This window comes from Phreatobacter stygius (assembly GCF_005144885.1).
Taxonomy (GTDB): Bacteria; Pseudomonadota; Alphaproteobacteria; order Rhizobiales; family Phreatobacteraceae; genus Phreatobacter; species Phreatobacter stygius.
This window is the reverse complement of sequence record NZ_CP039690.1, coordinates 6,168,527-6,182,189: the sequence shown is the minus strand read 5'-3', so window position 1 is coordinate 6,182,189 and position 13,663 is coordinate 6,168,527. Positions and strand designations below refer to the sequence as shown.

General features: G+C 63.4%; 17 protein-coding genes and 1 pseudogene. 11 read left to right on the top strand and 7 right to left on the bottom strand.

What is annotated here, in order from left to right; genetic code table 11:
* Window positions 1-28: 28 nt before the first annotated feature.
* Complete coding sequence (locus E8M01_RS36020; RefSeq protein ID WP_425467755.1) at window positions 29-421, bottom strand: FAD-dependent oxidoreductase; 393 nt, start codon at window positions 419-421, stop codon at window positions 29-31.
* Between E8M01_RS36020 and E8M01_RS29185 the strand changes: the two genes are divergently transcribed.
* The 5 genes from E8M01_RS29185 to recQ all read left to right on the top strand — a co-directional run bounded on the left by E8M01_RS29185 (window position 365) and on the right by recQ (window position 4,445).
* Window positions 365-838 (top strand): ArsR/SmtB family transcription factor, encoded by a 474-nt coding sequence (locus E8M01_RS29185; RefSeq protein WP_246088477.1) that lies wholly within the window; start codon window positions 365-367, stop codon window positions 836-838. The genes E8M01_RS36020 and E8M01_RS29185 overlap by 57 nt on opposite strands.
* The gene (locus E8M01_RS29180) at window positions 835-1,284 is read left to right on the top strand and encodes an SRPBCC family protein (protein WP_136963366.1); all 450 of its coding nucleotides are present in this window, start codon (window positions 835-837) and stop codon (window positions 1,282-1,284) included. Before E8M01_RS29185 ends, E8M01_RS29180 begins: the two co-directional genes overlap by 4 nt.
* Window positions 1,272-1,910, top strand: coding sequence for a glutathione S-transferase family protein (locus E8M01_RS29175; protein WP_136963365.1), 639 nt, complete (start codon window positions 1,272-1,274; stop codon window positions 1,908-1,910). Before E8M01_RS29180 ends, E8M01_RS29175 begins: the two co-directional genes overlap by 13 nt.
* A 177-nt stretch (window positions 1,911-2,087) precedes the next feature.
* Window positions 2,088-2,330 carry a type II toxin-antitoxin system Phd/YefM family antitoxin gene (locus E8M01_RS29170; RefSeq protein WP_136963364.1) on the top strand — a complete coding sequence of 81 codons (243 nt, stop codon included), beginning with the start codon at window positions 2,088-2,090 and terminating at the stop codon, window positions 2,328-2,330.
* 255 nt (window positions 2,331-2,585) lie between these two features.
* Window positions 2,586-4,445 (top strand): DNA helicase RecQ, encoded by a 1,860-nt coding sequence (gene recQ, locus E8M01_RS29165; RefSeq protein WP_136963363.1) that lies wholly within the window; start codon window positions 2,586-2,588, stop codon window positions 4,443-4,445.
* Between the two features lie 43 nt (window positions 4,446-4,488).
* Here recQ and E8M01_RS29160 read toward each other — a convergent pair whose 3' ends face one another.
* Together E8M01_RS29160 and E8M01_RS29155 are read right to left on the bottom strand one after the other, a co-directional pair.
* A complete protein-coding gene (locus tag E8M01_RS29160) occupies window positions 4,489-4,779 on the bottom strand; it encodes a type II toxin-antitoxin system RelE/ParE family toxin (RefSeq protein ID WP_136963362.1) in 291 nt (96 codons plus the stop codon).
* On the bottom strand, window positions 4,772-5,017 hold the full coding sequence (locus E8M01_RS29155; RefSeq protein WP_136963361.1) for a type II toxin-antitoxin system ParD family antitoxin: 246 nt from the start codon (window positions 5,015-5,017) through the stop codon (window positions 4,772-4,774). The genes E8M01_RS29160 and E8M01_RS29155 overlap by 8 nt, the downstream gene beginning before the upstream one ends.
* Before the next feature lie 182 nt (window positions 5,018-5,199).
* On the opposite strand from E8M01_RS29155, the pseudogene E8M01_RS29150 reads away from it, so the two are divergent.
* Window positions 5,200-5,544, top strand: a pseudogene (locus tag E8M01_RS29150) (HRDC domain-containing protein); the annotation flags it as partial.
* 153 nt (window positions 5,545-5,697) lie between these two features.
* On the opposite strand, the gene E8M01_RS29145 reads toward E8M01_RS29150, so the two are convergent.
* On the bottom strand, window positions 5,698-6,066 hold the full coding sequence (locus E8M01_RS29145) for a YciI family protein (protein ID WP_136963360.1): 369 nt from the start codon (window positions 6,064-6,066) through the stop codon (window positions 5,698-5,700).
* Between the two features lie 304 nt (window positions 6,067-6,370).
* On the opposite strand from E8M01_RS29145, the gene E8M01_RS29140 reads away from it, so the two are divergent.
* The gene (locus E8M01_RS29140; RefSeq protein ID WP_136963359.1) at window positions 6,371-6,661 is read left to right on the top strand and encodes an autorepressor SdpR family transcription factor; all 291 of its coding nucleotides are present in this window, start codon (window positions 6,371-6,373) and stop codon (window positions 6,659-6,661) included.
* Window positions 6,658-7,032, top strand: coding sequence for an ammonium transporter (locus tag E8M01_RS29135; RefSeq protein WP_211596673.1), 375 nt, complete (start codon window positions 6,658-6,660; stop codon window positions 7,030-7,032). The genes E8M01_RS29140 and E8M01_RS29135 overlap by 4 nt, the downstream gene beginning before the upstream one ends.
* A 271-nt stretch (window positions 7,033-7,303) precedes the next feature.
* Here the strand turns inward: E8M01_RS29135 and E8M01_RS29130 are convergent, their stop codons facing one another.
* Both E8M01_RS29130 and E8M01_RS29125 read right to left on the bottom strand, forming a co-directional pair.
* Window positions 7,304-7,546 carry a helix-turn-helix domain-containing protein gene (locus tag E8M01_RS29130; RefSeq protein ID WP_246088476.1) on the bottom strand — a complete coding sequence of 81 codons (243 nt, stop codon included), beginning with the start codon at window positions 7,544-7,546 and terminating at the stop codon, window positions 7,304-7,306.
* Between the two features lie 99 nt (window positions 7,547-7,645).
* Entirely contained in the window at window positions 7,646-9,163 is a 1,518-nt protein-coding gene (locus E8M01_RS29125) for an MFS transporter (protein ID WP_136963358.1), read from the bottom strand.
* Between the two features lie 161 nt (window positions 9,164-9,324).
* Between E8M01_RS29125 and E8M01_RS29120 the strand changes: the two genes are divergently transcribed.
* Window positions 9,325-10,245, top strand: coding sequence for a LysR family transcriptional regulator (locus E8M01_RS29120; RefSeq protein ID WP_170182125.1), 921 nt, complete (start codon window positions 9,325-9,327; stop codon window positions 10,243-10,245).
* A gap of 31 nt (window positions 10,246-10,276) precedes the next feature.
* Here the strand turns inward: E8M01_RS29120 and E8M01_RS29115 are convergent, their stop codons facing one another.
* Entirely contained in the window at window positions 10,277-11,266 is a 990-nt protein-coding gene (locus E8M01_RS29115; RefSeq protein WP_136963357.1) for a LysR family transcriptional regulator, read from the bottom strand.
* 62 nt (window positions 11,267-11,328) lie between these two features.
* Here E8M01_RS29115 and E8M01_RS29110 point away from each other — a divergent pair, with 62 nt between their 5' ends.
* Both E8M01_RS29110 and E8M01_RS29105 read left to right on the top strand, forming a co-directional pair.
* On the top strand, window positions 11,329-12,768 hold the full coding sequence (locus tag E8M01_RS29110) for an MFS transporter (RefSeq protein ID WP_136963356.1): 1,440 nt from the start codon (window positions 11,329-11,331) through the stop codon (window positions 12,766-12,768).
* Between the two features lie 133 nt (window positions 12,769-12,901).
* Complete coding sequence (locus E8M01_RS29105; protein ID WP_136963355.1) at window positions 12,902-13,618, top strand: glutathione S-transferase family protein; 717 nt, start codon at window positions 12,902-12,904, stop codon at window positions 13,616-13,618.
* Window positions 13,619-13,663 lie beyond the last annotated feature (45 nt).

The following is a 13,663-nucleotide window of genomic DNA, read 5'->3' as shown; positions in this document are numbered from 1 at the left end:
AGGTGCGAAGCAGAAGGTTTCTGCCACCCTATGCTGTCAGAACGGAGGCCATGAGTGACTGTTGCGAAGCGCAGGGACGACCTTGGCGTTCTCGACCAGCCCGCCATTGCTCCCAGGCGATCTGGGCGGTCACGCCGAGGCGCCGGACGGGATCTGGAGGCAGCCAGTTCGGGCCCTTCTGCCTGAGGCGATCACGCAGCAGGGACGAGGGCGATCCGCTTGCGAATTCGGCCAATAATTTGCCGTGGATCGTGCCTCTGACGACGCCTGCGCCGCCGCATCCAACCGACGCATAGAGCCCCGGCCTGGCCTGTCCGAAATAGAAACCGCCATTATGGGTGACCGCCGTCAGCCCGGCCCAGACATGCTCGAAGTCATGCGTCCGCAGCTGGGGAAACCGGCGCCGATAGAGCCTGGTCAGCAGCGTGCGAACGTCGCTCGGGTCGAGCTCCCGCTCACATGGTTGACTCCGCCAGTGACAAGAGCAACACTTCGCTACATGGTGAAGTATCAAGCATCAGCCATGGACCGCACGTTCGCAGCGCTCGCCGATCCGACCCGGCGCGGCATCCTGTTGCGGCTGAAGGAGGAACCGGGGCTTTCGGTGAGCGAGCTGGCCCGGCCGTTTTCGCTGAAGCTTCCCGGAATGATGAAACATCTCGATGTCCTGTCCGATGCGGGATTGATCACGCGGTCAAAAGCCGGCCGCACCGTGTCGGTCCATCTTTCGGTCGGGCCGATGCGGGAGGCCATGGCGTGGCTCAAACGTTATGAACGCCTCTGGACGGTAAGCCTCGATCGGCTTGTGACGCTGGTCGAAGAGGATGGCGAGCGATGACCAAGAGCCTGCCGAGCCTGACCATCATCCGCAGGATCAAGGCCCCGCCCGCCAAGGTCTGGGCGGCGATCACGCAGCCCGAACTGATGATGCAGTGGTGGGGGCCCGATGCGGGGCCGACGCTGAGCGCCGAGGCGGACGTGCGGCCCGGCGGTCGCTTTAGCGTCGTGTTCCGCTTGCTGAATGGCGAGGAGCACAATCCCACTGGGATCTATCAGGAGGTCATCCCTGAGAAGACGCTGGTTTTCACCTGGGAATGGCCGGGAATGCCGGAACGGGAATCGCTGGTCACGTTTCGACTCAAGCCCTTTGACGGCGGCACCGAACTGACCCTGATCCACGCGCAACTGCCCGACGAAGAGGTGCTGAGAAGTCACGAGGCGGGCTGGAATGGCCTCCTCGACAAGCTGCCGGCTTTCCTGGGAGGTGGCGCATGGGCGACCTGATCCTGACCACCTTCGATTGGGTTCCTCAAACGCCGCGCGGCTATGTGCGTGACATCAGGGTGCGTTGGGCGCTGGAAGAGGCCGGGCTGGCCTATCGGGTCGAGAGCGTGCCATTTGGCAATCGGACTGCCGCGCATTTCGCCCACCAGCCCTTCGGCCAGGTGCCGTGGCTGACCGATGGCGACATCTCGATCTTCGAGAGCGGCGCGATCCTGCTTCATCTGGGCGAGCGGAGCGGCGCGCTGATGCCGGCCGATCCGCGCGGTCGCAGTGCGGCCATGGAATGGCTGTTCGCGGCGCTCAATTCGGTCGAGGCGGCGAGCCTGCCCTGGTCCATCCTCATCTTCTCCGGCGTTACCGCTGAAACGCCGGGACGACAGCAATTCGACGCGTTCCTCGAGGCCCGGCTGAAACACATGGAGGCGGTGCTGGCAGGACGCGAATGGCTCGCCGGGACCTTCACGATAGCCGACATCCTCATGGCGGATGTGCTGCGCCTGGTCGACCGGTTCGACGGGCTGGCGAACTATCCCGCCTGTCGCGACTATGTCGCCCGCGCCACGGCCCGCCCGTGCTTTGCGAAGGCCCACGCCGACCAGCTGGCGCATTTTGCCGCGGCAGACTGAGCAGAACCGGCGCCAGGAGCTGACGGCCGTCGAACCATCCCGAGCCGGTCGGCCCTACCGGCAGCAGCACGGCAAAGGTCCTGCGGCGAGCCTGAGCATCCCACGACAATTTCCGCCCAACTGGAACTGCCAACGCCGATGCGCCTATATGGCCATCGCCATGGTCAGGAGCGTGATATGGACGCAATCAGTCTGGCGGAGGCCAAGGCCCATCTGAGCGAGCTCGTCTGCCGCGTCGAGGCAGGTGAATCGATCGACATCACCCGGCGCGGCGAGCCGGTCGCGCGGCTGACGGCCGTGGCCAGGCCGCGCAAACAGATCGACGCGGCTCTGCTCCAGGCTCTGACGGCAACCATGGCGCCGCAGGCCGGGAGCGCCGCCAATCTGGTGCGGTCGATGCGGGATGGCGATCGCTTCTGATGCTCTATCTCGCCACTTCGCTGATCGTCGCCGCGTTTTCCAGCAAGGCGACGACCGCGCGCGTCCAAGCGTGACTGGCGGAGCGGGATCCGGCAGAGCTTCTGATCCGCGACCGGACCATCACCGCCCTCCCCTTGCTCCCGCTCTATCCTGCGCCTCGGTCCGATATGATCCACGAGAGCCTTTCCGGCAAAGGCTCGCGATCGGCGGTCGACCTGTGGCATAGAGCGGGTCGTCCTACGCAAAAGCGATTCCATGCTGGCGACCCGAGGCCTGATCGATCCGCCGTCTGGCCATGAAGGCGCGGCAAACCCGCTTGCCGTGCTCAAGCGGGTCTACGGTTATTCCGCGTTTCGCGGCAAGCAGGCCGCTGTCGTCGAACGGGTCATTGCCGGCGGCGATGCCGTCGTGCTGTTTCCGACCGGCGCCGGCAAGTCGCTCTGCTTCCAGATCCCAGCCCTTTGCCGCGAGGGCGTCGGCATTGTCGTCTCCCCGCTGATCGCATTGATGCGCGACCAGGTGGAGGCGCTGAAGCAGTTGGGCGTTCGGGCCGCAGCCCTCAACTCGTCGCTGACCCGCGAAGAGTTCGTCGAGGTCCGCCGGGCCATTGCCAAGGGCGATCTCGATCTCCTCTACGTCACGCCGGAGCGGATCGTGACGCCCGCCTTCAAGGACATGATCGGCAAAGCCGAGATCGCATTGTTTGCGATCGACGAGGCGCATTGCGTCTCCCAATGGGGCCACGACTTCCGGCCGGAATACCGCGAACTCGGTCATCTCGCCGAGGCTTATCCGGGCGTGCCGCGTTTGGCCCTGACGGCAACGGCCGATCCGCACACCCGCGAAGACATCATCGACCGGCTGCACCTGCGCGGCGCGGAGGTTTTCACCACCTCGTTCGATCGCCCCAACATCGCCTATGAGATCGTCGAACGCGACCAGCCGCGCCAGCAGCTGCTGCGCTTTCTGGCGCGCCACAAGGGGTCGAGCGGCATCGTCTACTGCCTGTCGCGCGCCAAGGTCGACGACACGGCCGAATGGCTGAACGCCCAAGGCATCCGCGCGCGCGCCTATCATGCCGGCATGGACCGGACCTTGCGCGACGCCAGCCAGGACGCCTTCCTCCGGGAGGAGAACCTTTGCCTGGTCGCTACCGTCGCCTTCGGCATGGGCATCGACAAGCCGAACGTGCGCTACGTCGCCCATCTCGACCTGCCGGGCTCGATCGAGGCCTATTACCAGGAAACCGGCCGCGCCGGGCGCGACGGACTGCCCTCCGATGCCTGGATGGCCTATGGCATGGCGGATGTCATTCAACGGGGCCGGATGATCGACGAAGGCGGTTCGGCCGACGACGTCAAGCGCGTCGAGCGCGCCAAGCTCAATGCGCTGCTGGCCATCTGCGAAACGCCGGGCTGCCGCCGCCAGTCGATCCTCGCCCATTTCGGCGAGGCGCATCAAGGCCAATGCGGCAATTGCGACACCTGCCTCAAGCCGGTCGAGACCTGGGACGGGACGGAGGCCGCGATCAAGGCGCTGGCCGCGATCTACCGGACCGGCGAACGTTTCGGCGCCGGCCACCTGATCGACGTGCTCACCGGCAGCCGCAACGAAAAGACCATCCGCTTCGGCCATGCCGACATGCCGGTCTTTGGTGCCGGCAAGGATATTCCGCCGAAAACCTGGCAGTCGGTCTACCGCCAGCTGCTCGCCGCCGGCCTCGTCGCCGTCGATCACGCAGCCTTCGGCGCCCTGAAGCTGGAGCCGGAGGCGCGCGCCGTGTTCAAGCGCGAGCGCGAGGTGCGCTTCCGCAAGGATCGCCCGACGGCCGGAAAGGCGTCGAGATCAGCTCCGTCGCGTTCGGCGAGCGGCAAATCCGCGCTTGATGGTTCCGACATGGCGCTGTTCGAGGCGCTGCGCGCCGCACGCCTTGATATCGCCCGGGAGCTCTCGGTTCCGCCTTACGTCGTCTTCCCGGACACGACCTTGATCGCCTTCGCCACCGACCGCCCGTCGAGCCGCGACGCGCTGCTCGGCATTTCCGGCGTCGGACAGTCGAAGCTGCAGCGTTATGGCGATGCGTTCCTGAAGGTGATCCGGGAGCATCAAACCTAGGCGGGCTGCGGCGTGGGCTTCGCTTGGCGCCCCGGCTGTGGCTTCAAAGGTGACGGGCCTGGTCCATGCGCTGATGCAGGATGCGAATGATTGCGATCCCGTAGCTTGTCTGCCGAAAATAGATGACATGCAGCTCGACATTGCGTCGGCGATAGCCTGGTCTAATAGCAGCACAGTCCTGGGATTGCTGGGGCGCCCCCGCCAAACTGGCGCAGGCTGCTTCGATAAGGTCGGTATAGCGCAGCGCCTGGGGCAGGCCCCATTGCTTCACGGTGTAATCGAAGATCCCATCAAGATCGCGCTGCGCTCTCGGACTGAGCCGATACTCAGCCATGTTGTGCGGCTTTGCGCCGCTTGAAGGCCGCAAAGTCGAATTGCTCCGGCTCGCCGCTATGCTCGCCCTCTATGAGAGCCTGGCGGATTGTCTCGATTTCGAAACTGCGTTCCTGCTCACGCCGGATCAGGTCGCGGATCGCCTCGCTATCGTTGGTGTAGTGGCCGGCAGCGATTTGCGAGGCGATCCACGCATCCTGCTGCTCGGTCAGGGTGATGGTCTTGCGCACGGTTCCCATCGCGCCCTCCACGTGGCTATCGAGGCATGCAAATCATACTATTGGTGCAATTTAGTGCATCGCTGGGGTGCCGGCAAGAACCCGCTGCGCGGCCAGCGACCCATGACGGCGCTCACGCGCCGCCCCGGTCCCGGAAACCCCAGCGCAGGATGCCCATCGCCTCCGCCTCGTCGTGGAAATTGGCGCGCGCCGTATTCAAGCGCGAGCGCGAGGTTCGCTTCTGCAAGGATCGCCCGACCGCAGGAAAGGCGTCGAGATCAGCTCCGTCGCGTTCGGCGAGCGGCAAATCCGCGCGGGAGGGTTCCGACATGGCGCTGTTCGAGGCGCTCCGCGCCGCGCGCCTTGATATCGCCCGGGGGCTCGCGGTCCCCCCTTACGTCGTCTTCCCGGACACGACGTTGGTCGCATTCGCCACCGACCGCCCGTCGAGCCGCGACGCCCTGCTCGGCATCTCCGGCGTCGGACAATCGAAGCTGGAGCGCTATGGCGATGCGTTCGTGAAGGTGATCCGGGACCATCAAGCATAGGCTCGCTGCAGCGTGACCTGCGCTTGTGAGCCTGCAGCGGGTTCAAAGAGTGGGAGTAGCGGCGGAATAGCTCCGCCGATTCTGGCACTTCAGTTGCCGCAAAGCGTCTCGCGCGTCCGGTCATGGATTTCCGTGACCTCAAGCGTCAGGGCCTCATTGCCAATCCGCCATCTCGTAGAGCGGCCGGATTTCGATCTCGCTCGGTCCCGGCATGGGATTGGGGCAGCGCTTCACCCAGGCAACCGCCTCGTCCATGTCCTTGACCTCCCAGAGCCAGAAGCCGGCGACCAGCTCCTTGGTTTCGGCGAAAGGCCCGTCGATGACCGTGCGGCCGGCACCATCGAAGGCAATACGCTTGCCGTGCGAGGAGGGCTTCAGCCCGTCGGCGTCGCGCAGGATGCCGGCCGCTTGAAGCTCGTCGTTAAAGCGGCCCATCGCCTCCATCATCGCCATCGCCTCGGGCGTGCGGACAAAGCCCTTTTCGCTGTCTTCGGTCGCCTTCACCAACACCATCACACGCATCGTCCGTCTCCTCGTTCGAGCCGGCTCCATTGGCCTGCCATCGAGACGACGAACGGGATTTTCGGAAATCGACAGAGGCTTGCGAATTTTCTTCGGCGGTCGAGGCGCAGGGCGCGATTGGCGGCGGCGAGGTCAGGGATCGCGATGGCGCGATGACCGAGATCGGGCGCGAAGCGGACCCAGCCAATTCGCGCGCTACTCTGCGCTATTGTCGCCGAGGGTATCCGCCTCGCTCTCTGCGGCATTCGGCTCAGCTCGAATGATCGCTATCGCATTATTTCGAGAATTAGCTAATCATCGAACCATGAGTCAGGTATTCAGAGCCCTTTCCGACCCCACCCGCCGGCGGGTGCTGCAGCTCCTCCGTAAGGGGCCAATGAGCGCCGGCGAGATCAGCGACCAGTTCAACGTCGCCAAGCCGACGATGTCGGCGCACTTCGCAGTGCTGAAGGAGGCCGACCTGGTTCACGCCGAGAAGGTCGGGAGGTCCATCATTTATCACCTGAAACTGTCGGTGCTCGAAGAGGTGCTGCTGGGCTTCGTCCATTCGTTCGGCGCGGAGGCGCCGAAACCCAAAGGAGAGACCGCGAAATGAACAAGGAATTGATCGGAAGCCTCGCTTGGGGCGTGGGCATCGTCATCCTGGCGCTGGGCGCCAGCTTCGCGCACAGCCAAGGCTATATCGACCACGACACGACAACCCGGATCGTGATCTGCGCGACGGGACTGATGATCGCCTGGTTCGGCAACCGCATGCCCAAGCAATTCACCCCCAGCGCCGACGCCCGTAAGGTCGTCCGGTTGGGGGGCTGGTCCATGGCGATCAGCGGCCTGATCTACGCCGGCCTGTGGGCCTTCGCTCCGATTCCGATCGCAGTCATCGGCGGCTGCGGTGCGGTCGCGGCCGGAATAGCGGTAACACTCGGCTATTGCCTGTCGCTGCGGGCCAAGACGAAAACCGGCTAATCCCGATTGCCTTCGAGGTTCGCCAGCCTTGGGACTCCATTCTTCGATCCTTCCGCACAGCTAACCACCGGTAAGACATCATAGCTAGGCGATGCAGCTCGGTTGAGTTGAGAGTCGCACTGGTTCCGCCGTTTCCCTGTCTTTGTACGCCACAATACGATGACCACATTTCGGTTGTTGTCATGCCCTGAATTCTGCCTCTTCTACTCATCCCCGATCCAGGGCCCCACATCGCGGGCCCCCACGAGAACGGCGACGACGTGGTGGCCACTCACCAGAAATCGGAGGCGATCCTCCTGCAAATGTTTGGCTGAGCCCCTTGCCGGCCACGCGCAAAAAGCGGAGTACCCGGTCGCCGTTCCAGCAATTGCGTCCCGCGGCTGAGCGTCGATTGCGACAGATTCAGCCAATCTGCCGCGCGTCGAAAGCTGCCATACTCGGCAACGAGCATCGGATATTTCAGGTCGCGGAGATCAAACACGAGATCAGGCAAGCGTGCCACTTTCTCGGGCATGGTGGCGACAACGCTGCACTGACACGACGTCTGCCATCGCCGCGGGAAGCACGGCTGGCGTTGGGCCGTCGATGTGGCCTGCCGCGATCAGCTTCGCGACTACTCGGAATACTTGAGGTTCGTCTTTCGAGACGACCCCGTGTTGAAGATAAGGTAACTCAAGCCCGCCATGATCCAGGCACCGATGCCGCCATAGACCATCGCCCACCCGAAGCCATTGGCAAGGGCCCGATGCACGATATCTGCCGCCAAATTTGATTGCGTGACGACGCTGCCCGCGGCCACTCGCTCAGCGAGATTGCGGAGTTCTGCAGCGCTCATGCTCGGCAACGCCTGCTGCAGAGACAACAGCACGCCGCTTGCGAGAATGAAGCCCATCAGGGCTATGCTGACTGCGAGAGTGACCATTCGAGCGCTCATATCGATACCCGACGCCATGCCGGCTCGATCGCTCGACACCGAACCGGTGGTGGTGTTGGTCACGGGCGTATTGGTAATACCGAGGCCGATCCCGGCGAGGAGACATCCGGGCAGCATCGTCAGCCAGGTCGGGTGCGCAACACCACTGCCCAACCGCATAACCAGGAAACCAAGACCGATGGTGAAGAGCCCAGCCGGGATGATGAGACCGGGCCGGTAGCGCAGCAGCAGACGCTCGGCAAACGGTGGCACCAACAGGGTCGGCAACGTGTAGGCGAGCAACGCGAAGCCGGACGTGACGCTGTCATACCCCATGCCGAACTGAAACCAGATCGGCAGGTAGATCATGAAGGGCCAATAGCTCAGGTTCATCCCCGACGAGCCCATGATCGCGCCGGAGAACGGGCGGATCCGGAACACCGAGAAGTCGAACATCGGCCGAGAGCTGATCTTCTCGGCGACGAGGAAGCCGATGAAACTGACAACCGAGAACGCCAGGATTCCGAGGCCGGCCGTACTGGTGAAACCAAAATCAGGGCCTTGAGTGATATAGAAAGCGAGAGAGAAAACAGCGAGCGACAGCGTTACGATGCCCGCGATATCGAGGCGGCCGGCGCCGGGATCCTTCGATTCATGAACGCCGGTGAGTGTGAGAACGAAGGCCACGAGCGCGAACAGCACATGGATCAAGAAGACCCATTCCCAGCTCGAGAGCGCGACGATTGCCCCACCGATGACAGGTCCGAAACCGAGGCCTATTCCGAAGATGACGCCCCACCAGCCCCAAGCGACAGCGCGTTCACGGCCCTCCTGAAATTCGTGAGACAAGACTGCAATCTGCGCAATGAGCATCGCGCCGCCGCTCATCCCCTGCAGAAATCGTGCGATGATGAGGGTGGAGATATCTTCGGCCAGCCCGCAAACAAGCGAGCTCAGTCCGAATGCGGCAACCGCGATCAAAAACAGCCTCTTGCGCCCATAGCGATCTGCAAGAGTGCCGGTTGCCATCAAAACGGTCGTGACCGCGATCGTGTAGGCATTCATCACCCACTGGAGCTGCTTGAAGTCAGCGTGGAGTACCTTTTCCAACGTCGGCAAGATCGACGGGATACTGGAAATCTCGAGCCCGAACATCAGGCAGCTAAGACAGACCGCGAATAAGACGATTACACCGCGACGGGTGAGTACATTCAGCATTGCTCCGCCTCTCGACTTTTGGCCGGCAGTTGGCGAGCCTGCGAGGGCTAGAGGCCGGGCAGCCGGCCCGTGTTGCGCGTCTCGGCGACGTTAGGTGGCGATTGTCCATTTTAGAATTGCATGACTGGCAATTTCAGACACAACAAAGCAAGATAGATACCATGACGACGCTCGATGTTGACGCCGTGAAGGCGTTTGTGACCATTGCTGACCTCAGGAGTTTTACCCGCGCTGCGGACGAGCTCGGCACGACGCAGGGCGCCATCAGCGTGAAGCTGAAGAGGTTGGAAGATCGGCTCGGTCAAAAGTTGATCGAACGAACTCCGAGGTCGGTTCGGCTGTCTGCACAGGGAGCCCTGTTCCTCGAATCTGCGCGTGAGTTCCTGGCCGCCCATGATCGCGCTGTTGCTGGGCTTTCATCGGTTCGCCGCCGCTTCTCTCTCGGCATCGCGACACATGTTGGTGGGCCGGAACTCCCGACCTTGCTTGCGCGGCTGAACGCTCACGATCCCGCACTCACCATCGAGGTTCGGCTTGATGACTCGCGCGATCTGCTCGACGCGTTCGATCGGGGCGACATCGATGCGGCGATCGTCCGGAGGGAGGGTGACCGCCGCGATGGCGAGGTCCTGGCCCCAGAGCATTTCGGCTGGTTCGCGACACCTGAATTTGTCCATCGCAGCGGCGAGCCGCTTCGTCTCGCGGCATCTTCACCGACATGCGGCATTCGTAATCTCACCAATCAGGCGCTCGATTCCGCAGGCATAGCGTGGACTGAAGTGTTTCTAGGGTGTGGTGCCTTCGCCGTTGCCGAAGCAGTCTCGGCAGGATTGGCAACTTCGGTGTTTTCGTGCCGGCTCGTACCCGCCGGCACCATCGAGGTCAGCAGAAAGTTCGCGCTCCCGCCGATACCGCCATCAGAAATAGTGCTGCTCTCGACGCTTTCGGACGTGACATCGCGCAAGGCCCTTAGAACTCTTGCTGCTGCCTTCCGCGAGCATCGTCCTCCTGTGGCCTTCGCCGCCGCCAGACCTGAGCCGCCTCATGTCCACAGCTCCCGGGCACTCAGCAGCGCTTCTTGAACCCGGCCTCCTTGTCGCTCTCGATGAGCGGCTATGTCGCTTTCAGTTGACCGCGATCGCGCGACAGCGAGGCGTTGGCGCGTCGTCCCTCAAAAAGCGGACGCTCCGAGGCGAATGCCTTCGCCAGAAAATCCAGCGTCGCGCGGATGCGGGCGGTGCGTCTGAGATCCTCGTGGGTGAGCAGCCAGAGCGCCGATCGCGGCTCCGCCATCGTCTTCGGTGTGAGGCGACGCAGCCCGGGCGCCGGATCGCCGAGATAACAGGGGAGCAAAGCGAGCCCCAGCCCGGCGAGCGCCGCGTCCCGCAGCGCAGGAAGAGCGTCGACGCGGCAGGTGATATGCGCCGCGCGGAGGTTTTGGTGTATCCAGCGGCCGATCACCGTGCTCGCCAGCGCATCATCGAGCGCGATCCAATCGTGAGCCGACAGGTCTTTGTCTGCGTGACGGGACAGATAGGCTCGCGACCCATAAATCGCATGGGCAATGTCCGCCACACGCCGCCCCACCAGGATCTCGGGAGGCTCGGCCGTGGGCCGGATCGCGATCTCGGCCTCTCGGCGGGTGAGGTTCGCCATCACATTGGAGATGGCGACTTCGACCTGAATCTCCGGATGGACCGCGCGCATCGCCGGCAAGTGGCGCATCAGGATCGTGCCGAGCGTGTCCGTCGTGGTGATCCGCACGACGCCCGAAGGTCTTAGGTCTTGGCCAGAAAGCTTTCGCTCGAGCGTCAGGACTTCGTCTTCAACGCGGGCTGCGGCCTGCGCCGCTGTTTCACCAGCTGGTGTCGGCACATAGCCGTCGCGGAAGCGCTCGAACAAGCGAGCGCCGATCTGTTCTTCCATCGTGCCGAGGCGACGAAACACCGTCGAGTGGGTCACGCCCAGTCGTCGGGCGGCTCCGGAGAGGGTGCCTTCCCTGGAGATCGCGAGAACAACGCTGAGATCGTCCCAATTCATCGCCTGTCCATTTTTGCGAATTCCGCTCGCAATAATCGATAATTTATAATCACAAACGGACATGGCACAAAGCCTCGTCGACATCACTGCGCGCCGCGCCGAATGGCCGATAGAGGAGTTCGAGGGTGAGCCAAATTGCCGAACCGCTGGATCTTCAACAAGGCGATCGCGCCGAGGCAGACCCTTGCCGATGGTTTGCGCTACCGGTGTTGCTCACGGGAGCTTTTCTTCCGATCCTTGACTTCAATGTCGTCAACCTGGCGCTCCCGGCCATTCGCCAGGATCTCGGTGCCACGCCGAGCGAGGTGCAATTCGTCATCTCCGCCTACGCCGCGACCTATGCCGTGTTCCTGATCACCGGCGCGCGGCTCGGAGATCTGTTCGGTCGCCGGCGCCTGTTCCTCTTCGGTGTCGCCGGGTTCACGATTGCCTCGCTGCTGTGCGGCCTCTCCCCGTCTCCGGCCTTTCTCGTCGCGGCGCGAATTCTCCAGGGCCTGACGGCAACGGCGATGGCGCCGCAAGTGCTCGCCTCGATCCGCGTGCTCTTTCCGGCCGCAGAGCAAGGGCGTGCTCTCGGCTTCTACGGCGCCACCTTCGGCCTGGCGAACATTTGTGGCCAGGTGCTCGGCGGCGTCCTGGTTTCGTCTCACCCCTTTGGGTTGGCCTGGCAGGCGATCTTCCTGATCAATGTGCCGATCGGCCTGGCCGCGTTCGTTGGTGGGGTGCTGTTCCTTCGTGACTCGCGTGCACCGCACGCGCAAAAGCTCGATGTCGGCGGCGTCATCCTTCTGTCTTTGACCCTCGCCCTGCTGGTCTACCCGTTGGTCGAAGGGCGGGAAACCGGGTGGCCCCGATGGATCATTGCGATGCTCGTGGCCTCACCCTTCGCTCTCGCGGCGTTCGTCGGTTACGAAGCACGCCTCGCCGCGCGCGGTGGCAATCCGCTCGTTGCCCTTTCACTGTTGCGCAACGCGGGCTTCGTCATCGGGCTCATCATGGCCTTGGCGTTCTATATGTTGTCGTCATTCTATCTGACGTTTGCGGTCTATCTGCAGAGCGGGCTGCACGAGACCCCGTTGGCGGCGGGCCTCGCCACCTTGCCCTTTGCCGCGGGCTTCTTTGTCGCCTCCCTTGTGTCGTCCTTCGTCATGCAGTTGCTCGGCGTGCGGGCACTGACACTGGGATTTGCGCTCCAGGTTCTCGGCTTCGGCGTCGTCATGCTTTCGGTCGCAAAGGTTCTCCCGCATAGCCTGGAACTCGGTTTGGTTTGCGCCGGCCTCGGCTTCGGGACTGTCATGCCGTCGGTGATCAAGGCCGTGATCGGCAGCCTCGATCCGCAACATGCCGGCCTGGCGTCCGGGATGATGATCTCCACCTTCCAGATCGGGGCTGCGCTCGGTGTCGCGATCATCGGCGGCGTCTTCTACAGCGCCCTTGGCGCCGAGCAGGATCCGGCTGCCTACGCGCATGCCTTCGTGCTCGCCCTCGGATGCAACGTGGCGCTTCTCGCGCTCGGCGGCTTGCTGTCCCTGTGGCTGCCCTCCGAGCGCCAAGCCGCCGTCTGAGATCATTCATGGCCAGCGAGGCAGTGATGAAGCTGATGGTCAATGGAACGCGCCGCGGCATCGTTCCCGAGCTTCCCGCGACAAACCGCCTGACCGCCGCGTCAGCTCATTCGATACGGAGGAGCGATTGACGATGACCGCTCCCAGCCCAGTGAAGGCGCCTGCCACCAGGCACCGGCTCTACTACTCTCCGGGGACCTGCGCGTTGGCGCCTCACATTGTTCTGGAGGAGATCGGCGAGCCATACGAGTTGCATCTGATTTCGGCCTCGGGACCGCGCGACGGCGAGATGACATCGAAACCGGAATGGAAGGCAATCAATCCGAAGGCCCGCGTGCCGGCATTGCTGGGCGTTCCAGGCCGCATCGGCGGCGCCGAGAACCTTCTGACCGAGGTGCCCGCCATCCTGATCTACCTGGCGAGGACGGGTCCGTCCGCCCAGCTGCTTCCGTCGGACCCCGCTGGCGAAGCCAGGTGCATCGAATGGATGAACTGGCTGTCCGGCAACGTGCATACGATAGCCTTCGCCCAGATCTGGCGACCGCACCGGTTTACCACCGGCGAGGAGGGGTTTGCGGCGGTGAGGACTAGCGGCCGGGACAACATCACTGAATCCTTTGCCTACATCGAAAAGCTTCTCGCCGACGGCCGAGGTTGGGCAATCCCGGAGGGATACACGGTCGTCGATGCCTATCTCCTCGTCTTCTACTACTGGGGCCGCTGCCGCATCGGGCTGGATATGGGGACCCTCTGCCCAGCTTGGACGCGCCTGAGCGAACTGGTTGCAAGAAGGCCGGCAGTGCAGCGCGCGCTCAAGACGCATCAGATCACGATTTTCGAGACGGAATGAGATTTGCGCAGTTGCGCGCGACGCGATCGCTGCGAGCAGCGCCTA